The organism is Agrobacterium sp. NPDC090273 (genome assembly GCF_044772305.1).
Classification (GTDB): Bacteria; Pseudomonadota; Alphaproteobacteria; order Rhizobiales; family Rhizobiaceae; genus Agrobacterium.
In genome coordinates this window covers 905,147-925,006 of the sequence record NZ_JBIVYN010000001.1, presented here as the reverse complement: position 1 = coordinate 925,006, position 19,860 = coordinate 905,147, and the positions used below count along the sequence as shown (strand labels likewise).

Annotated in this window: 17 protein-coding genes; 13 read left to right on the top strand and 4 right to left on the bottom strand. The window is 58.4% G+C overall.

Annotated features, from left to right (window positions below; all coding sequences use genetic code 11):
- Window positions 1–145: 145 nt before the first annotated feature.
- Window positions 146–1,435: a citrate synthase gene (gene gltA, locus ACIQT8_RS04580; protein ID WP_138795469.1), complete on the bottom strand. Its 1,290-nt coding sequence runs from the start codon at window positions 1,433–1,435 to the stop codon at window positions 146–148.
- A 306-nt stretch (window positions 1,436–1,741) separates the two neighbouring features.
- Between gltA and ACIQT8_RS04575 the strand changes: the two genes are divergently transcribed.
- A complete protein-coding gene (locus tag ACIQT8_RS04575) occupies window positions 1,742–4,192 on the top strand; it encodes a ComEC/Rec2 family competence protein (protein ID WP_400963957.1) in 2,451 nt (816 codons plus the stop codon).
- 25 nt (window positions 4,193–4,217) lie between these two features.
- Here ACIQT8_RS04575 and ACIQT8_RS04570 read toward each other — a convergent pair whose 3' ends face one another.
- From ACIQT8_RS04570 to ACIQT8_RS04560, 3 genes are all read right to left on the bottom strand, one after another.
- Window positions 4,218–4,895 carry a glutathione S-transferase family protein gene (locus ACIQT8_RS04570; RefSeq protein ID WP_138795467.1) on the bottom strand — a complete coding sequence of 226 codons (678 nt, stop codon included), beginning with the start codon at window positions 4,893–4,895 and terminating at the stop codon, window positions 4,218–4,220.
- 584 nt (window positions 4,896–5,479) lie between these two features.
- The gene (lexA, locus tag ACIQT8_RS04565) at window positions 5,480–6,208 is read right to left on the bottom strand and encodes a transcriptional repressor LexA (RefSeq protein WP_138795466.1); all 729 of its coding nucleotides are present in this window, start codon (window positions 6,206–6,208) and stop codon (window positions 5,480–5,482) included.
- A gap of 216 nt (window positions 6,209–6,424) precedes the next feature.
- Window positions 6,425–7,072 carry a DUF2161 domain-containing phosphodiesterase gene (locus ACIQT8_RS04560; RefSeq protein ID WP_400963955.1) on the bottom strand — a complete coding sequence of 216 codons (648 nt, stop codon included), beginning with the start codon at window positions 7,070–7,072 and terminating at the stop codon, window positions 6,425–6,427.
- 509 nt (window positions 7,073–7,581) lie between these two features.
- On the opposite strand from ACIQT8_RS04560, the gene ACIQT8_RS04555 reads away from it, so the two are divergent.
- The 12 genes from ACIQT8_RS04555 (at window position 7,582) to lipA (ending at window position 19,760) form a co-directional block, all read left to right on the top strand.
- Window positions 7,582–8,145, top strand: coding sequence for a hypothetical protein (locus ACIQT8_RS04555; RefSeq protein ID WP_400963953.1), 564 nt, complete (start codon window positions 7,582–7,584; stop codon window positions 8,143–8,145).
- A 217-nt stretch (window positions 8,146–8,362) separates the two neighbouring features.
- Window positions 8,363–9,244: a VOC family protein gene (locus tag ACIQT8_RS04550; RefSeq protein WP_400963951.1), complete on the top strand. Its 882-nt coding sequence runs from the start codon at window positions 8,363–8,365 to the stop codon at window positions 9,242–9,244.
- Window positions 9,244–10,089, top strand: coding sequence for a 3-deoxy-8-phosphooctulonate synthase (gene kdsA / locus ACIQT8_RS04545; protein WP_138795462.1), 846 nt, complete (start codon window positions 9,244–9,246; stop codon window positions 10,087–10,089). Before ACIQT8_RS04550 ends, kdsA begins: the two co-directional genes overlap by 1 nt.
- Window positions 10,090–10,225: 136 nt before the next feature.
- Window positions 10,226–11,500, top strand: a complete 1,275-nt coding sequence (eno, locus tag ACIQT8_RS04540) for a phosphopyruvate hydratase (protein ID WP_138795461.1) — start codon at window positions 10,226–10,228, stop codon at window positions 11,498–11,500.
- 300 nt (window positions 11,501–11,800) lie between these two features.
- Window positions 11,801–12,118 carry a septum formation initiator family protein gene (locus ACIQT8_RS04535; RefSeq protein ID WP_138795460.1) on the top strand — a complete coding sequence of 106 codons (318 nt, stop codon included), beginning with the start codon at window positions 11,801–11,803 and terminating at the stop codon, window positions 12,116–12,118.
- Between the two features lie 153 nt (window positions 12,119–12,271).
- A complete protein-coding gene (gene pdhA, locus ACIQT8_RS04530) occupies window positions 12,272–13,315 on the top strand; it encodes a pyruvate dehydrogenase (acetyl-transferring) E1 component subunit alpha (RefSeq protein ID WP_138795459.1) in 1,044 nt (347 codons plus the stop codon).
- Window positions 13,316–13,332: 17 nt separating this feature from the next.
- Window positions 13,333–14,721: a pyruvate dehydrogenase complex E1 component subunit beta gene (locus tag ACIQT8_RS04525; protein ID WP_138795458.1), complete on the top strand. Its 1,389-nt coding sequence runs from the start codon at window positions 13,333–13,335 to the stop codon at window positions 14,719–14,721.
- A gap of 14 nt (window positions 14,722–14,735) precedes the next feature.
- Complete coding sequence (locus ACIQT8_RS04520) at window positions 14,736–16,097, top strand: pyruvate dehydrogenase complex dihydrolipoamide acetyltransferase (protein ID WP_400963948.1); 1,362 nt, start codon at window positions 14,736–14,738, stop codon at window positions 16,095–16,097.
- Between the two features lie 64 nt (window positions 16,098–16,161).
- On the top strand, window positions 16,162–16,806 hold the full coding sequence (locus ACIQT8_RS04515; RefSeq protein WP_400963946.1) for an SGNH/GDSL hydrolase family protein: 645 nt from the start codon (window positions 16,162–16,164) through the stop codon (window positions 16,804–16,806).
- A 63-nt stretch (window positions 16,807–16,869) separates the two neighbouring features.
- Entirely contained in the window at window positions 16,870–18,315 is a 1,446-nt protein-coding gene (lpdA, locus tag ACIQT8_RS04510; RefSeq protein WP_138795455.1) for a dihydrolipoyl dehydrogenase, read from the top strand.
- Window positions 18,316–18,399: 84 nt separating this feature from the next.
- Entirely contained in the window at window positions 18,400–18,648 is a 249-nt protein-coding gene (locus ACIQT8_RS04505) for a GlsB/YeaQ/YmgE family stress response membrane protein (RefSeq protein WP_138795454.1), read from the top strand.
- Window positions 18,649–18,788: 140 nt separating this feature from the next.
- The gene (gene lipA / locus ACIQT8_RS04500; RefSeq protein WP_262525465.1) at window positions 18,789–19,760 is read left to right on the top strand and encodes a lipoyl synthase; all 972 of its coding nucleotides are present in this window, start codon (window positions 18,789–18,791) and stop codon (window positions 19,758–19,760) included.
- Window positions 19,761–19,860: the final 100 nt, after the last annotated feature.

Here is a 19,860-nt window from a genome sequence, read left to right as displayed (position 1 = left end):
CGGCGAAGCTTGCCGATTCTGAAGAGGCCTGTCCGATCGTCCCGGAAGCGTTGCCGTAACTCGGGTCTTACCTTCTGCAGACTTTGCAAAGAAAAAGGCCGGCGGGTTTCCCCGTCGGCCTTTTTGATGGCTTGGTTGCCAGCGCTTAGCGCTTGGAAACCGGAACGTAGTCGCGCTTGCCAGCGCCCGTGTAGAGCTGGCGCGGACGGCCGATGCGCTGCTGCGGATCTTCGATCATTTCGTTCCATTGTGCGATCCAGCCAACGGTACGGGCCAGGGCGAACAGAACGGTGAACATGGTCGTGGGGAAGCCGAGAGCCTTCAGCGTAATGCCGGAGTAGAAGTCGACGTTCGGGTAGAGCTTCTTTTCGACAAAGTACGGATCGGACAGAGCGATCTTTTCCAGTTCCAGCGCGACCTGCATGATCGGATCGTCGGAGTTGCCGGTTGCTTCCAGCACTTCGTACATCGTCTTCTGCATGATCTTGGCGCGCGGGTCGTAGTTCTTGTAGACGCGGTGGCCAAAGCCCATCAGACGGAACGGATCGTTCTTGTCCTTGGCGCGGGCAATGTACTCAGGAATACGGTCAACCGAGCCGATTTCGTTGAGCATGTTGAGCGCAGCTTCGTTCGCGCCACCATGTGCCGGGCCCCAGAGGCAGGCAATGCCAGCCGCGATACAGGCAAACGGGTTTGCACCCGAAGAACCGGCAAGACGAACCGTCGAGGTGGAAGCGTTCTGCTCGTGATCAGCGTGCAGGATGAAGATGCGATCCATGGCGCGGGCCAGAACCGGATCAACCTTGTATTCTTCGCACGGTACGGCAAAGCACATGTGCAGGAAGTTGGAGGCGTAATCCAGATCGTTCTTCGGGTAAACGAAGGGCTGACCGATGTGGTACTTGTAAGCCATGGCAGCGATCGTCGGCATCTTGGCGATCATGCGCAGCGAAGCGACCATGCGCTGATGCGGATCGGTGATGTCGGTCGAGTCGTGGTAGAAGGCCGAGAGCGCGCCAACGGTACCGCACATAACGGCCATCGGGTGTGCGTCACGACGGTAGCCGGTGAAGAATCGGCTCATCTGCTCATGCACCATGGTGTGGCGCGTTACGCGGGTGTCGAAGTCCTTCTTCTGTGCGGATGTCGGCAGTTCGCCGTAAAGCAGCAGATAGCAGGTCTCGAGGAAGTCGCCCTGTTCGGCGAGCTGCTCGATCGGATAGCCCCGGTGAAGCAGAACGCCTTCGTCGCCGTCGATGTAGGTGATCTTGGATTCACAGGAGGCCGTGGACGTGAAACCCGGGTCGTAGGTGAAAGACCCTGTGTGTTTGTACAGCGTGCCGATATCGACGACGTTTGGTCCGATCGTGCCTTCCCGTACCGGGAGTTCGACCTGTTTATCGCCAAGTGTCACTGTAGCGCTTTTTTCCGTCATACTGATCCTCCGAAAACATGCGGGTGGGGGCGCTGGGAAGCGCCCCGCGGTTAAGCGTCTGATGATTAGCTATATGATCCTTGCGCCAATGCCAAGCTATTCAAAGGTCAAATTGTGCATTGCAGTAAACCTGTTGCGCGCCTTCGTGCAGTTGGGTGAAGAGCCGATTAAATATCTCTGAACGACCCGTTAAAGCAAAAGATTGCAATCGTTAGCGATGAGCTGCACACTCCCTTCCAGTCCGGCAGGGGGCAGCACGGATTGACCAGTCAAGGGGAAAAACAGCATTTCGGATATGCTGAAACGATGCAGGGTTCAGCTCCCGGCACGGCGGAGATTTTGTCACCGTTAAGGCGCTCGACAGACGCCGCCGCTGAGGCCGTGACAATAGCATTTCGTCGCCGCGACCGCACGGCCAGAATCGCCAGAAAATTTGCGGTTTCCGTTGAACACGAACGCGCCTTCGCCACCGAATTTCTTTTCATTCCTGTCTTTATCAGCGCTGGCGCGGTTTTATGGTTTTCCTTCGCTGAGTCCCCGTCATCCATTTTCGTGGCGCTGTTTTTCATCGTTGCGGCTGCATTGGCGCTTCTGCTTCGTCACCGCACCGGCTGGACGGCGAAGATATGTGCATTCGGCGCATTCGCGCTGCTTGGCATGCTGCTTGCGGATCTCGAAACGCGCCGTGCCGCAACCGTCATGCTCGATACGCCGGTTACCACGACCATCACCGGAACGGTCGAGCGCCGGGAGGTCGATGCGCGCGGATACTGGCGTTACCTGATCGCCGTATCGGCAACCGAAGGTCCGACCTTGTCCCGACCGCCGGAAAAGGTCTCGGTGCTATCCCGCAGCAAGGGAGAAGCGATTGCCGTTGGCGGCATCATCGAGGGCAAGGCGCGGCTTTCGCCGCCTTCGGGCCCGGCTTTGCCCGGACTGAACGATTTCGCCTTCGCCTCCTATTTTCGAGGCATCGGCGCCACGGGCTTCTTTTATAGCGCACCGAAAGCGGTGTCGCTTGCCGGTGATGCCGGTGAGAAACCGCAGAGCTGGCTGAAAGATGCGGGCACCTGGCTCTATCTTTTAAGAAGTGCCATTGCCGAACGTGTCCGCTCCGTTATCGGCGGAGATGCCGGTGCTTTCGCGGCGTCCATCATCACGGATGAAAGAAGCGCCATATCCGCCGATACGATGGAGGCGTTGCGTGTCTCTGGCCTCGCTCACATCGTTGCCATATCCGGCCTCAACATGGCGCTGGCATCGGGCATATTCTTCGTTGGCCTGCGGATTGGTTTCAGCCTGTTCCCGGCCTTCGCGCAGCACTGGCCCGTCAAGAAGATCGCTGCCTTCCTGGCGCTTCTGATGACGCTTGCCTATTACCTGATCTCCGGCTTTGCCGTTTCGGCGGAGCGCGCCTGGCTGATGATGTCGGTTCTGCTGATCGCCGTACTGTTCGACAAACCGGCGCTCAGCATGCGCAATGTCGCCTTGTCGGCCCTCATCATTCTGGCTTTTTCGCCATCGGAAGTCATGGGGCCGAGTTTCCAGATGTCTTTTGCCGCAACCATCGCGCTGGTTTCGGCCTATGCCTTCTGGAGCCGTTGGCGGGTGGATCGCGAGCGGCTGTTCGTCGGTCAGAAACCGGCATGGATGAAGGTCAGTGAAGCAGCCATCGCCATTGTCGGCGGCGTGGTCGTGACATCGTTGATCGGCGGCCTGTCGACGGCTGTCTATTCCATCGAACATTTTCATCGTGTCACCACTTATGGACTTGCCGCAAACCTCGCCGCCATGCCTGTCATGTCGCTGATTGTCATGCCTTTCGGCCTGATTGGCATGCTGCTGATGCCCTTCGGGCTGGATGCGCCGTTCCTGAAGGTCATGGGCTATGGCATGGCCATGGTGATTGAAATCGCCAATGGCGTCGCCTCATGGGGCGGCAGTGCCGCAATCGGCCGCCAGCATGGCTGGTTTCTGGCGCTTTCCACGGCAGGCTTCCTGCTGCTCTCGCTGTTTCGCACGCGGCTTGCCCTGTCAGGCATTCCTCTGCTGTTCCTGGCTTTCGGCCTCTCTGTGGCCGAACATCACCGCCCGAGGCCCGATCTGCTGATCTATGAGGATGGAACGCTGGTCGGGCTGGTCGGGGAGAGCACGGTGGCGACAACCAAGACACGACCGTCCGGTTTTGTATACGACCAATGGTCCCGCGCCTTGCTGCTGCCGGAAAAAACCGTCTCACCGATCTTTCTCAAGACCGAGAAAAAGATGAAGGAGACCAATCCGCAGAGCGCCCAGCCGTCGAGGGAGAGCCGGCGCCTTTCCGATGAGCAAAGGGCGAAGGCGATTGAGGATATCGGCAAGGCGCTGGCTGCAGCGGGTCAGGGCTTTACCTGCCACAGAAGTCTCTGGTGCGCTGCCCGCAGCGCCAAGGGCCAGCGCATCGTCGTTCTCGAGGATACGTCGCTGACCGGGGCAGCCTGCGATATCGCCGATATCATCGTCACCAGCAGACGAACCTCATTCCAGCAGTGCCGTTCGGGCGCGGTGCTGTTCAGCCGCGATGTCCTGCGGCGCATAGGTTCGGTGGAAATGACGCTGTCTCATGAGAATGAAGGCGGGCCGATTGGACGGTTGGCGACGGCCATGGCGGGCACGAACCGCCCTTGGAGCGAACACCGCTCCTATGATTGGAAAACTCGGTCGTTTGACCGTGAGACATCTGAAACGATCGAGGAACTGGTTGCGGCGACGCCATAAGGGCCGCCGCACCAATGACGATTTTTCAAGCCTGGCTGCGCAGATCGGCAACCACGGTTGAGACGTCGCGGATCTCCTGTTCATGCGGTTCGTCGCGCCAGATTTCCTTCAGGCCGGCGTCGTACCAGTCGCGCATCGCCGGAAGGGCGAGAAGACGCTCCAGATAGGCTTTTGCCGCTGGTGAAAGGTCGGCGCCAAAGGACTGAAAACGGAACGCCACGGGTGAGAAGAAGGCGTCGACAGCGGTAAACTCCGCACCGGCCAGATACGGGCCACCAAAGCGGGAGAGCCCCTCGCTCCACAGTGCATCGATCCGGGCAATATCCGCCGCAAGACCCTTATTGTCCGGGTTCGGCGTGGCACGGATGCCGACGCACATGGGGTAGAAATTGCGCAGCGAGAAAAAGCCGGCATGCATTTCGCTGGCCGCGGACCGCGACCATGCGCGGGCGATGGCGTCAGCGGCCCAGACGCCATCATGCCGTTCCGCCAGATATTCGACGATCGAAAGTGATTCCCACACTGTCGTCGTGCCATCCACCAGGCAGGGCACCTTGCCGGTTGGCGAAAAAGTGGTGAAGGGCACATCCTGCCCGAATGGCACGAGCTTTTCGTTGAAGTCGATGCCCAGCGTGCGCATCAGCACCCACGGTCGCAGCGACCAGGACGAGTAGTTCTTGTTGGCGATATAAAGATCGTACATGGCATGCTCCCCGATATGATCTGGCTTTCTTACGACCAGGATACACGCTTCGAATATCGAAAATATTCCATGGCTCCCATAAGCCGAAATGATGGGTCGGTTCGAAATGAGCCGTTACACCGGATCATGCAATCAGACCGGCACGCTGTCATCCAGCGAAGCGGGCCGGTTCAGTCGAAATCAGACCGTCTGCCCCCCGCGCTTCCTCATCGTTTTCTCGCGCCAACAGATGCCGACCGGACTGGCTTGGCTTCTGTTGTGAAGGATCACCGTCGCTCGACCAACGTTTTTCGCGGGAGCGCTCCGGCAGGCGGTGTCTCGTCAGACAAAACGCAGCCTCACGATTTATTCGGCAAGACTATCCAGCACCCGACCAATCTCTCTCCATCATGCCAAAGATTGTTCATATCCCTGCCGAGATAAAGCCGATGCTCAGGACCCGGTTCCACACCGGATCTGTGTTTCAGCCCTTTATGGGCACGACGCAAAACACCGCAAATGACACAATCCATTGTGTCACGCCCAAAAGCAAAACCGCCAGCCAATGGCCAGCGGTTCAAGCGTCGATACAGATCGATGCGGCGTTAGTGATAACGCCGGATAAGGCCAACCAGCTTGCCCTGGATTTTCACCCGGTCAGGTCCGAAGATTCGGGTTTCATAGGCCGGGTTTGCAGCCTCGAGCGCAATCGAAGCGCCCTTGCGGCGGAAGCGTTTCAGCGTTGCCTCTTCGTCATCCACCAGTGCCACAACGATGTCGCCCGGATTGGCCGTGCTGCCATCGCGAATGATGACGGTATCGCCATCAAAGATACCGGCCTCGATCATCGAGTCGCCCTTGACCTCCAGCGCGTAGTGTTCGCCAGAACCCAGCATGTCCACAGGCACTGCCACGTCATGCGTGTTGTTCTGGATCGCCGAAATCGGCACACCGGCCGCGATACGGCCCATGACGGGAACATTGACCGCACCGGCAAAATCATTGCTGGCGGGTTTCAGCGATGGGGCAGGGGCTGGCTCAGGCGCCTTAGGCTTGCCAAGGCTGCCTTCGATAACGCTTGGCGAGAAGCCGCGTTGCGGTTTCAGGCCGGGCGAATAGGCCTCGGGCAGCTTGATGACTTCAAGTGCGCGCGCCCTGTTCGGTAGCCGGCGAATAAATCCGCGTTCTTCAAGCGCGGTAATCAACCGGTGGATACCGGATTTGGAAGCAAGATCGAGTGCATCCTTCATTTCATCGAAGGACGGCGGCACGCCGGATTCTTTCATTCGCTCATGAATGAAGAGAAGCAATTCCTGTTGTTTGCGCGTCAGCATGAGGAAAACACCCTTGAGAATCGCATCGAAAAGTTGCGAAACAAATACAGAACGAACACTATATGTTCCATATGTGTTCTGCAATCCCCTAAAATTTCGTGAAACTGCAATCGGTTATTTTGATGAGTGACGCGTTTTGTTCCGGTTGTGTGTCCCAGGCCCCCGAAACAGCGTTTCAGGCAAATTGATCCAGCTCCTAAAGCGCGTCACGCAATCTCACGTCGGCCAGCGCACCAAGGCTTCGCGGCCAGCTTCCGTCAAACCATAGACGCCCCGCTCAAGCCGTTCGAACCAGCCATAGACGTTCGATTGCAATATCTTGCCGGCATCGGGGGCGTTCAACTTGACTTCCCGAAGCCGGAGCGGTCCTTCGGAGAGCGCTTTCGCACATCCCAGCGCCTGCTGGCGATAGGCTGTCATCTGCGGCATGCGTGTGCTGCCGCCAAGGACCGGATCACCCTTGCGTTTCTGGTGTTCGCGCATCAGCCGCGAGCGTCGTTTCGGGTTGGTGCGCGGCATCGGCGATACCGAACTGACGATGACACTGACATGACCGCCTTCGGAGACGGCAAGCATGCCAATTCCCAGCCGCCGGCAAAGATCGCGGTAACGCTTATCGGTCTCGCGCCCTCGGCCACTGACAGACATTTTTGCCGCGATCCAGACTTCGTCGGATATCGCGGCACGATCGATCGCCTGAAGGATCAGCTCGAGATTGAAGGCGAGTTTCAGTTCGCACACCACCACCACAGGCGGATCACCGTCACTCATCCCGACAAGGTCGCAGCCGCCGATTTCGCCCTTTACCGTATAGCCGGCATTTTCAAGGAAGGCTTTCACAGGTTGGTAGAGGGAGGTTTCCATGCGGGCACTCGGAAGAAAGAATCGTCTGGCGACCATACAGCAAGACGGTGCTGGATCACGACACCCCTTGAAAACTGAGGGGCGCCACCTCATCTAGGGATCATCACCCGTTATCGATGGCTTGCAGCAGTGGTTTTCCTCGCGCAATGCTGTCCGGGTCTGCAAAGGGCGCTCTCCAGAAACGGATCGAGCGCCCTTTGTGTTTTTCGCAACGGGTCTCGATGGAAAAAGGCATCAGGATAAATCTCCGGGGATTGCCGCAACCCCGCAGGCTTCGAATGAAAACGCTTACACCTTTTTTACGATCTTCTCAGCTTCCCACGTCTCTGGGTTGCCAAATGGCTGTGTCACGATATCTACGGCCCTGCTTTCGAGGGTCATGTGGACATGACCGGATCGTCTTGTGGGACAGAAGGCTCTTTGCCGCTCAAAGCATCTTTCTGAAATCGTGATGGATCGCTGCCAGTGTCTCCGCATGGAGATATGGCGCGTGAGCGGGAAAATTTCGCATGAAACGCATGAAATTCGCATTGTTTCTGGGCCTGCTGGTGGCCACGGGATGCCAGACCGTGTCGCCCAATTCTCCGGAAGCTTTGAAGCGCGCCGAATATGACCGGTTGCTTTTGAACTCCACAGTCGCCAACTGCAAATTGATCGTGGAGCTCAATCAGAAGCGCAAGGCGCAGAACAAGGAGCCGACGCGGGATAACCAGTGCGCATATATCCTGAAGAACAACAATCTCAACGCCGGGCCGCACGCCGCCAACTTCATTCCCGACGTCGGTATCAACGGTATCCCGATCCCGCTCGGCAGTCTGGTGCGCCTCGCCGTTGTTGCAGACAGAAACCAGCGCGAAAAGAAAGCGCTGGAAGCAACGCTGCCCGCCTGGGTCTCCGCTCAGGGCGAAACCGCCACGCACGTCTATCGCATCCTGCTGACGCAGGGCTTCAAGCCGGATGAGGTGGACGGACTGAAGGGCAGCGGCAAGTTTGCCGATGCCGTGAGATCGGCCGCACCGTTTGTGCAGTTCGTCAAGGACAATCCTGACACGGTAAAAAGGGCGCAGGCTTAGTTCGCCCTTCGTTGTTTGACGGGTGAAGATGTCCATCAGGTCATCTCCACCCGCTACCCGCCTGACATGCGGTTTTGGCATGTCCGGCGGTCTTGCTGCTCCCGGCCGCCGGTGCCGGTTACTGCCATGATTTGCCAGCATTGTTGCTGATGTGCTTTGGTATGGTTCGGCGTGCCGTCTGACACGGGCGCCGATCTTGCCGGAGAGGGAGCTTGTCATGGCAAAGCCTGTTGATGTCGACCATCTTGTCCTGCCCGTTGGCAACATTGAAACCGCATCACGACGGCTTTCCAGTCTCGGTTTTACGCTGGCCCCGCTGGCGCTCCATCCCTTCGGCACGCAAAACGCCTGCATCTTTTTCGAAGATGGCACCTATCTGGAGCCTCTCGCCATTGCTGACCCGGATAAGTATCGGGCGTCGATAGAGGCTGGCGATGTCTTTACCGGCAGGGATCAGGCTTTTCGGAACGCACATGGCAGCGATGGCTTTTCCGCGCTGGTCGCCAAAACCGACGATGCTCTGGCCGATCATCAGCGCTTTGTCGAAACCGGTATTTCGGCTGGCGATGTTTTCGATTTTTCCCGGCCGGTGACGTTGCCGGATGGGTCGCAAAGCGAAGCATCTTTCCGGCTGGCTTTTGCGGCGGAGGGCAGCGCGTCCGATTTCTTTTTCTTCGCCTGCCAGCGGGTCAAGGCCCTGCCGGGGGATCGCTCCGCGCTTGTGCGCCATGACAATGGTGTCATCGGTCTCGGCGAAATCCAGCTGGTGTCGGATGATCCTTCTGCGGCCGCACCGCTTGTCGAGGCCGTCTTTCAGGTTGATCGCAAGGTGTCGCCGGATGGTGATGTTCTGTTCGAGGCCGGCAACGTCGATATATATGTTGCCTCGGACCTGATGTCGCCATCGGCATCTGGTGCGGAAGAAACTGGCGAAAAGAACGGGCTGCGCGGCGCAACCATCGTTTTTTCAACGGCAGATATCGCCGTGACAGAAGCGGTGCTTGCTGCTAATGGCGTTCCCCATATGAGAGAGGGTGCCCGTCTGATGGTACCCGCAGCACCCGGTCAGGGCGTCGCATTCGCCTTCGAGGAAAAATGATGAGCGTTACCAACAATCTCAAAGTCACCGCCGGAGACGGCGCCACCAAGGTGTCCTTCTGCAACACCGAGCGATTCTCGCTGATTGCCGGTCCCTGCCAGATGGAAAGCCGCGATCACGCCTTCATGATTGCCGGCGTTCTGAAGGAACTGTGCGACAAGCTTGGTATTGGCCTCGTCTATAAATCTTCCTTCGACAAGGCAAACCGCACCTCGCTTTCGGGCAAGCGTGGCATCGGTCTGGATACGGCCATGGAGGTTTTTGCCGATCTGAAGAAGGAATTCGGTTTCCCGGTTCTGTCGGATATTCATACCGAAGAACAATGCGCCGAAGTGGCGAAGGTTGTCGATATTCTGCAGATCCCGGCCTTCCTCAGCCGTCAGACAGACCTTCTGGTCGCTGCGGCAAAGACCGGTCGCGTCATCAACGTCAAGAAGGGCCAGTTCCTGGCGCCCTGGGACATGAAGAATGTTCTCGCCAAGCTGAACGACAGCGGCAATCCGAACGTGCTTCTGTGCGAGCGCGGCGCCTCCTTCGGTTACAACACGCTGGTATCGGACATGCGTTCGCTGCCGATCATGGCGTCGCTGGGCGCACCGGTGGTGTTTGATGCCACGCACTCGGTTCAGCAGCCGGGCGGGCAGGGCGGTTCTTCCGGAGGCCAGCGTGAATTCGTCGAGACCCTGGCGCGTGCGGCCGTTGCCGTTGGCGTCGCCGGTCTCTTCATCGAAACCCATGAAGACCCCGACAATGCGCCTTCCGATGGCCCAAACATGGTTCATCTGAAGGACATGCCGAAGCTTCTCGAAAAGCTTCTGGCTTTCGATTCCATCGCGAAAGCCTGATGAAATCCTGCGATTTGCCGCATGTGATTTTTATGAGAAAGCAGTGCGCTGATTTGGCGCACCGTCATTGTAATTTCTTCGCCATCGTCTAAGACAGGCGACTGAAAATATCTGTTCCATTCCCAAGGGAGAGACCATGACTGCCATTACCGATATCATTGCGCGCGAAATTCTCGACAGCCGCGGCAATCCGACCGTCGAAGTCGATGTTTATCTCGAAGACGGTTCCATGGGCCGTGCGGCCGTTCCGTCGGGTGCGTCGACTGGCGCGCATGAAGCGGTAGAGCTGCGCGATGGCGGCAAGCGTTATCTCGGCAAGGGCGTGGAAAAGGCTGTTGAAGCCGTCAACACCGAAATCTTTGACGCCATCGGCGGTTTCGATGCCGAAAACCAGATCCAGATCGATCAGATGATGATCGCGCTCGACGGTACGCCGAACAAGTCGCGCATCGGCGCAAACGCCATCCTCGGCGTTTCGCTGGCTGTTGCGAAGGCTGCTGCTGAAGCCTCCGGTCTGCCGCTTTACCGTTACGTTGGCGGCCCCAACGCGCATCTTCTGCCGGTGCCGATGATGAACATCATCAACGGTGGCGCACATGCCGACAACCCGATCGACTTCCAGGAATTCATGATCCTGCCGGTCGGCGCGGAAAACATTCGTGAAGCCGTGCGCATGGGTTCGGAAGTGTTCCACACCCTCAAGAAGGAACTGGCGGCACAGGGCCACAACACCAACGTTGGTGACGAGGGCGGTTTCGCACCTGGTCTGGAAAGCGCGCCTGCAGCGCTCGACTTCATCATGAAGTCGATCGAAAAGGCCGGCTACCGTCCGGGCGACGACATGTTCATCGGCCTCGACTGTGCCTCGACCGAATTCTTCAAGGGCGGCAACTACGTCTACGAAGGCGAAGGCAAGACCCGTTCGCCGCAGGAACAGGCTGAATACCTCGCCGATCTCGTTGCGAAGTACCCGATCATTTCCATCGAAGACGGCATGGCTGAAGACGACTGGGAAGGCTGGAAGGTTCTGACCGATCTCGTCGGCAAGAAGTGCCAGCTGGTCGGCGACGACCTGTTCGTTACCAACTCCGCACGTCTGCGCGACGGTATCAAGATGGGCGTGGCCAACTCCATTCTCGTCAAGGTCAACCAGATTGGTTCGCTGTCCGAGACGCTGGACGCCGTCGAGACCGCACACAAGGCAGGCTACACCGCTGTCATGTCGCACCGCTCGGGCGAGACGGAAGATTCCACCATTGCGGATCTCGCCGTTGCTACCAACTGCGGTCAGATCAAGACCGGTTCTCTGGCACGCTCTGACCGGCTCGCAAAGTACAACCAGCTCATCCGCATCGAAGAAATGCTGGGTCCGCAGGCTGCTTACGCCGGTCGCTCCATCCTGCGCGGCTAATTCGCGTTCGATTTGTTCAAGGACAGCCCGCCCTTCGGCGGGCTGTTTTGTTTTGGGGCAGTGGCATCCGCTTCGCTCCTTTTCGGAAGGTGTCCGCTTCCCGCTCGTCAACCCGGAATCGATCCGGTGTCGGCGCGATCAAGTTCCAGTTCGCCTGAGATTCGCCGGCCGATCTTTCCTGCTGCCCACCGCGATCTTTTTTTGTGCTTTGCAACCGGTGAATTTTTAAGGTCAACGGATAGTTAAACAATCCGCCGTAGTCTCAGACTCACGTTACGCGTTTGAAGGCATCTATCCGGCATGTGGACAAGACATCATAAAAAGAGACGATTCGGCCGCCTCGTTGTTCCGGCAATCACCATCGCTTTTCTTTCCTATTTCGGATATCATTCCATCCACGGCGACTTCGGCCTTCAGGCAACGGAACGCCTGGAACGCCAGCGTTTGGCCCGCACAACCGAGCTTGCAAAGCTGACGGAAGCGCGGGTTGCGCTGGAGCGGCAGGTCGAATTGCTGAGCGACGGTTCGCTGGAGCGCGACATGATCGATGAGATTTCCCGGTATCAGCTCAATATGTCCCGTTCGGACGAAATCGTCATCATGAACGGATATTTCTGATTAACCGAAATTAGGTTAATTAAGCTTTTTTGATTTGTTCACAGCTATTTAGCGTGAATACGTGCCATGCGTTTAAAGCATTGCTGCGTGGCGTTTTCTTGCATATGGTACGGCCCAATCTACCCATTCTAATGGCAACTCAGGGAGGGATGAATGGCGCCGCGAAAATCCGCGTCCGTATCCGGCCGAAAGACCACGGCGAAAGCCGCCACCGAATTTACCGGCAAGAACAGCCCGGACTTCTCGAAGGATGAAGAGCTTCACGCATATCGCGAAATGCTCCTGATCCGTCGTTTTGAAGAAAAGGCCGGCCAGCTTTATGGCATGGGCTTTATCGGCGGTTTCTGTCACCTTTACATCGGTCAGGAAGCTGTCGTTGTCGGCATGCAGATGTCGCAGAAGGAAGGCGATCAGGTCATTACCGCGTATCGCGACCACGGCCACATGCTGGCTTGCGGCATGAGCGCTCGTGGCGTCATGGCCGAGCTGACCGGCCGCAAGGGCGGTCTGTCCAAGGGCAAGGGCGGCTCCATGCACATGTTCTCGAAAGAGAAGCATTTCTATGGTGGCCACGGTATCGTTGGTGCGCAGGTTTCGCTCGGCACCGGTCTCGCATTCGCCAACAAGTATCGCGGCAACGACAATGTGTCGGTGACCTACTTCGGCGACGGCGCTGCAAACCAGGGCCAGGTCTACGAGAGCTTCAACATGGCTGCTCTGTGGAAACTGCCGATCATCTATATCGTCGAAAACAACCGTTACGCCATGGGCACCTCCACTGCCCGCGCAACCGCACAGTCGAACTACTCGCTGCGCGGCCAGTCCTTCGGCATTCCTGGTATCCAGGTTGACGGCATGGACGTTCGCGCCGTCAAGGCTGCGGCCGACCAGGCATTGGAACATTGCCGTTCCGGCAAGGGTCCGATCATTCTTGAAATGCTGACCTACCGTTACCGCGGTCACTCCATGTCCGACCCGGCAAAATACCGTTCCAAGGACGAAGTGCAGAAGATGCGCTCCGAACACGACCCAATCGAGCAGGTGAAGGCACGCCTTCTGGAGCAGGGCTGGGCAAGCGAAGAGGAACTCAAGGCAATCGACAAGGATGTCCGTGACATCGTTGCCGACAGCGCCGACTTCGCCCAGAACGATCCAGAGCCGGATGCGTCCGAGCTTTACACCGACATTCTGCTCTGATCGGGAAAGGGAAAACAATGCCAGTAGAAATTCTTATGCCCGCCCTTTCCCCGACCATGGAGGAAGGCACGCTTTCCAAGTGGCTTAAAAAGGAAGGCGACAAGGTAACGTCCGGCGACGTGATTGCCGAGATCGAAACCGACAAGGCGACCATGGAAGTGGAAGCTGTTGATGAAGGCGTTATCGGCAAGCTGCTCATCGATGCAGGCACCGAAGGCGTCAAGGTCAACACCGCAATTGCAATCCTGATTCAGGAAGGCGAAAGCGCCGACGACATTTCGGCTCCTGCCAAGAAGGAAGAGCCGAAGGCTGAAGCGCCTGCTGCCGCTGCTTCCGAGCCGGCCGCCGCTACCGAAGCCGCCAAGGTTCCGGCTGCACCGAAGATCGAAGTCGCTGCCGATCCGGATATTCCGGCAGGCACCGAATTCGTGACGCAGACGGTGCGTGAAGCACTGCGCGACGCGATGGCCGAAGAAATGCGTTCGGACGAAAAAGTCTTCGTCATGGGCGAAGAAGTTGCCGAATATCAGGGCGCCTACAAGGTTACCCAGGGTCTTCTGCAGGAATTCGGCGCAGCCCGCGTGATCGACACGCCAATCACCGAACACGGCTTTGCCGGTATCGGCGTCGGCGCTGCAATGACGGGCCTCAAGCCTATCGTTGAATTCATGACCTTCAACTTCGCGATGCAGGCGATCGACCAGATCGTCAACTCTGCTGCCAAGACACTTTATATGTCTGGCGGTCAGATGGGCGCACCGATGGTGTTCCGTGGCCCTTCGGGCGCGGCGGCACGCGTCGCGGCTCAGCACTCGCAGTGCTATGCCGCCTGGTACAGCCATATTCCGGGCCTCAAGGTCGTCATGCCGTACACGGCTGCTGACGCCAAGGGTCTTCTGAAGGCTGCTATCCGCGATCCGAACCCGGTCATCTTCCTTGAGAACGAAATTCTCTACGGCCAGCAGTTCGAAGTTCCGAAGCTCGATGATTTCGTCCTGCCGATCGGCAAGGCACGCATTCACCGCAAGGGCAAGGACGCGACGATCGTTTCCTTCGGCATCGGCATGACCTATGCGATAAAGGCTGTTGCAGAACTCGAAAAGCTCGGCATCGACGCCGAACTGATCGACCTGCGCACCATCCGTCCGATGGACCTGCCCACGGTTATCGAATCGGTCAAGAAGACCGGTCGTCTGGTCACCGTTGAGGAAGGTTTCCCGCAGTCATCGGTCGGTGACTTCATCTCCAACCAGGTCCAGCGCGCTGCATTCGACTACCTCGACGCGCCGATCCTGACGGTTGCCGGCAAGGATGTTCCGATGCCTTACGCGGCAAATCTCGAGAAGCTGGCTCTGCCGAACGTCGATGAAGTCGTTCAGGCCGTCAAAACCGTCTGCTACAAGTAAGGGGAGGCGTTTCGATGCCTATCAACATTACCATGCCTGCCCTTTCCCCAACCATGGAAGAGGGCAACCTCGCCAAGTGGCTGGTGAAGGAAGGTGACAAGGTTGCACCGGGCGACGTGATCGCGGAAATCGAAACCGACAAGGCGACCATGGAAGTGGAAGCCGTTGACGAAGGTACGGTTGCAAAGCTCGTCGTTCCCGCCGGTACGGATGGGGTCAAGGTCAACGCCCTGATCGCAATCCTGGCTGGTGAAGGCGAAGACGTGGCTGCGGCTGCAAAGGGCGGCGATGCCGCCCCTGCAAAGGCGGAAGCACCCAAGCAGGAAGCCCCTAAGGCGGAAGCTGCCAAGGCCGAGCCTGCGCCTGCCAAGGCTGAAACGCCGGTTGCCGATCAGGCTGCCGCGCCGTCCACGCCGGCACAGGTTGCCAAGTCCGGCGAGCGCATCTTCGCCTCGCCGCTGGCACGCCGCCTGGCTAAGGAAGCTGGCCTCGATCTCGGTAATGTCACCGGTTCGGGACCACATGGCCGCGTCATCAAGACCGACGTTGAAAAGGCTGTTGCCTCTGGTGGCGCAAAGGCTGCTCCGGCGGCGGCTGCAGCATCGGCTGGCGCTCCGGCTCCGGCACTTGCCAAGGGCCAGTCGGACGAGGCCGTCCTCAAGCTGTTCGAGGAAGGTTCTTACGAACTCGTTCCGCACGACGGCATGCGCAAGGTCATTGCCAAGCGCCTGGTCGAGTCCAAGCAGACCGTTCCGCACTTCTACGTCTCCGTCGATTGCGAACTGGATACGCTCCTTGCCCTGCGCGCCCAGCTCAATGCTGCCGCACCGGAAAAGGACGGCAAGCCGGTCTACAAGCTGTCGGTCAACGACATGGTCATCAAGGCGCTGGCTCTGGCGCTGCGTGATGTTCCGGACGCCAACGTCTCCTGGACGGAAAGCGCCATGGTCAAGCACAAGCATTCGGATGTCGGCGTTGCCGTTTCCATTCCGGGTGGCCTGATCACGCCGATCATCCGCAAGGCCGAGCAGAAGTCGCTGTCCACCATCTCCAACGAGATGAAGGACTACGGCAAGCGCGCCAAGGAACGCAAGCTGAAGCCTGAAGAGTACCAGGGTGGCACCACCGCCGTGTCCAACATGGGCATGATGGGCGTGAAGAGCTTCTCCGCTGTCATCAACCCGCCGCACGCCACCATTCTGGCCGTCGGCGCGGGCGAGCAGCGGGCAGTTGTGAAGAACGGCGAGATCAAGATCGCCAACGTCATGACGGTTACGCTCTCCACCGACCACCGTTGCGTCGATGGCGCGCTGGGAGCCGAGCTGATCGGCGCCTTCAAGCGTTACATCGAAAACCCGATGGGCATGCTGGTCTGATAAAAACGGTCGAGCCGAAAGCTGTCACCAGCCTTCGGCTCTTCCCGTTCGGGAGACGGATGTGATGAAAACCGTTCTTTGCTACGGCGACAGCCTGACGTGGGGATATGACGCCGAAAACCTTGGCCGTCATGCCTTCGAAGACCGTTGGCCGAGCGTGCTGCAGAAGGCGCTTGGTGACAATGTCAACGTCATCGCCGAAGGATTGAACGGACGCACGACGGCTTACGACGATCACCTCGCGGATTGCGACCGCAACGGTGCGACGCTGCTGCCGACCATTCTGCACAGCCATGCGCCGCTCGATCTCGTCATCATCATGCTTGGCACCAACGACTTGAAACGGGGAATCGGCGCCGGTTCCGCAGTCGGTGCGGTGAAGGGCATCGACAGGCTGGTGAGTCTCGTCCGGCATCATGCGTGGTCCTTCGAGGACCAGGAGCAGCCGGAAATCCTGATCGTGTCTCCGCCGCAGATCTGCGAGACGGGCAACGAAATGTTTGCCGCCATGTATGCGGGTGCCATCGAGCAATCGCTGATGATGGGTTCGCTTTATCGCGATCTGGCGGACGACAAGGGATGCGCTTTCTTTGATGCGGCATCCGTCGCCGTGACGACGCCACTCGATGGCGTCCACCTGGATGCTGAAAATACGCGTGCGCTGGGACGCGGGCTGGAGCCCGTGGTGCGCATGCTGCTTGGAATTTGAAGATAGATTCGATTGACGCAGCGGCGCGACGCCGCCGTCAAAAAGATAAAGGCAGGAAACACAATGGCTCAATCATATGACGTCATCATCATCGGTTCGGGTCCGGGCGGTTATGTCACCGCTATTCGCGCCGCTCAACTGGGTCTGAAGACAGCCATCGTCGAGCGTGAGCACCTGGGCGGCATCTGCCTCAACTGGGGCTGCATTCCCACCAAGGCGCTGCTTCGCTCCGCTGAAGTCCTCGACAATGCCAGCCACGCCAAGAACTACGGCCTGAAGCTCGAAGGCACGATCACGGCTGACGTCAAGGAAGTCGTGGCGCGGTCGCGCGGCGTTTCAGCCCGCCTCAACGGCGGCGTTGCCTTCCTGATGAAGAAGAACAAGATCGACGTCATCTGGGGCGAGGCCAAGCTGACCAAGCCGAACGAAATCGTCGTCGGCAAGTCGTCCAAGCCTGTTGTCCAGCCGCAGAACCCGGTTCCCAAGGGCGTTCTGGGTGAGGGCACCTACACCGCCAAGCACATCATCGTCGCAACAGGCGCACGTCCGCGCGCCCTGCCGGGCATCGAGCCGGATGGCAAGCTGATCTGGACCTATTTCGAAGCGATGAAGCCGGACTTCCTGCCGAAGTCTCTCGTCGTCATGGGTTCCGGCGCGATCGGCATTGAATTTGCCTCCTTCTACCGCTCCATGGGCGTGGATGTGACGGTTGTTGAACTGATGGCCAATGTCATGCCGGTCGAAGACGCGGAAATCTCCGCATTCGCCCGCAAGCAGCTTGAAAAGCGTGGTCTGAAGATCATCACCGAAGCGAAGGTTTCGAAGGTCGACAAGGGCGCGAACTCGATTACGGCCCATGTCGAGACCAAGGACGGCAAGGTTCAGCAGATCACAGCGGATCGCCTGATTTCGGCTGTCGGCGTCCAGGGCAACATTGAAAATCTCGGTCTGGAAGCGCTTGGCGTGAAGACCGACCGCGGCTGCATCGTCATCGATGGTTACGGCAAGACCAATGTTCCCGGCCTCTACGCGATCGGCGACGTTGCCGGCCCGCCGATGCTGGCCCACAAGGCCGAGCACGAAGGCGTCATCTGCGTTGAAAAGATTGCAGGCCTGCCGAACGTTCACCCGATGGACAAGAACAAGATCCCGGGCTGCACCTACTGCAACCCGCAGGTCGCTTCCGTCGGTCTGACCGAAGCCAAGGCAAAGGAACAGGGCCGCGAAATCCGCGTTGGCCGTTATTCCTTCGCAGCCAACGGCAAGGCGATTGCGCTCGGTGAAGATCAGGGCATGGTCAAGACCATCTTCGACAAGAAGACCGGCGAACTGCTCGGCGCGCACATGGTTGGCGCGGAAGTCACCGAACTCATCCAGGGCTTTGTCGTTGCGATGAACCTTGAGACGACCGAAGAAGAGCTGATGCACACCATCTTCCCGCATCCGACCCTTTCCGAAATGATGAAGGAAAGTGTTCTGGACGCCTACGGACGCGTGCTGAACGCCTGATACCATACGACGGTGCCCGGCATTGCCTGACGATGCCGGGTATCCCATATGTCTGACTGGACATGTCTTTCAGGGAGCGTGGGAATGGAAAGTGTAGGCTGGATTGCCGCAATCATCATCGGCGGATTGGCGGGATGGCTCGCCGGCAAGCTCATGGATATGCGTTTCGGCATCATCATGAACATCATTCTCGGCATCGTCGGTTCGGTTGTTGCGGTCGCAGTGCTGCGCACCTTCGACGTGTTCGTGCAGGATAGCCGTCTAGGTTACTTCGTCACGTCATTCATTGGCGCAAGCCTGTTGCTGTTTCTGGCGAAACTCGTCCGGCGCTGAAAGCTCAGGGCAGAAACGTTCAGGTTTTCGATAACCGAACGCTGTAGAATCCAGATTTCATGCAGTTCCAGATGAAAATGCTTACACTTTTTCTGGAATTGTTCTAAAGGGCCGCAGTAAGCGACAGAAGCAGGTTTCTTATGGTCACTATTCTCGACAGGACATCCTCGGACGAAAAGCGCGTTCGTCACCCGGAAAAGGCGCATCGCCCCGATACCGAGGTTCAGCGCAAGCCCGAGTGGATTCGTGTCAAGGCGCCGACCTCCAAGGGCTATCACGAGACGCGTGAGCTCGTGCGCTCCCACAAGCTGGTTACGGTCTGCGAAGAAGCCGGCTGTCCGAACATCGGCGAGTGCTGGGACAAGAAGCACGCGACCTTCATGATCATGGGTGAAATCTGCACCCGCGCCTGCGCCTTCTGCAACGTCTCCACCGGCAAGCCGAACCCGCTGGATATGGCCGAGCCGGAAAACGTCGCAAAGGCCGTCAAGCAGATGGGCCTGTCCCACGTCGTCATCACCTCCGTTGACCGCGACGATCTGGAAGACGGTGGCGCCGAACACTTCGAGAAGGTCATCTGGGCCATTCGCGCCGCCTCGCCGAACACCACGATTGAAATCCTCACCCCTGACTTTCTCAAGAAGCCGGGTGCGCTGGAGCGCGTTGTGGCCGCCAAGCCTGACGTCTTCAACCACAACATGGAAACGGTTCCCGGCAACTACCTCACCGTTCGCCCCGGTGCGCGTTATTTCCACTCCGTCCGCCTGTTGCAGCGCGTGAAGGAACTGGACCCGACCATGTTCACCAAGTCAGGCATCATGGTTGGCCTTGGCGAAGAGCGCAACGAAGTGCTGCAGTTGATGGACGATCTGCGCAGCGCCGACGTCGACTTCCTGACCATCGGCCAGTATCTGCAGCCGACCCGCAAGCATCACAAGGTCGAGAAGTTCGTCACGCCGGAAGAATTCAAGTCCTACGAGACCATTGCCTACACCAAGGGCTTCCTGATGGTGTCGTCGAGCCCGCTGACCCGCTCCTCGCATCACGCCGGCGACGATTTCGAGCGCCTGCGCGCCAACCGCGAAAAGAAGCTTCTGGCAGCCGCCGAGTAAGCATCAGACATCGCCAGCGTCTCCACGCTGGCGATTTGGTTTTGGGCTGCATCGGGTTGCACGCGCCAGACGAATTCCCCAACCGGCAACCTAGGTTTCC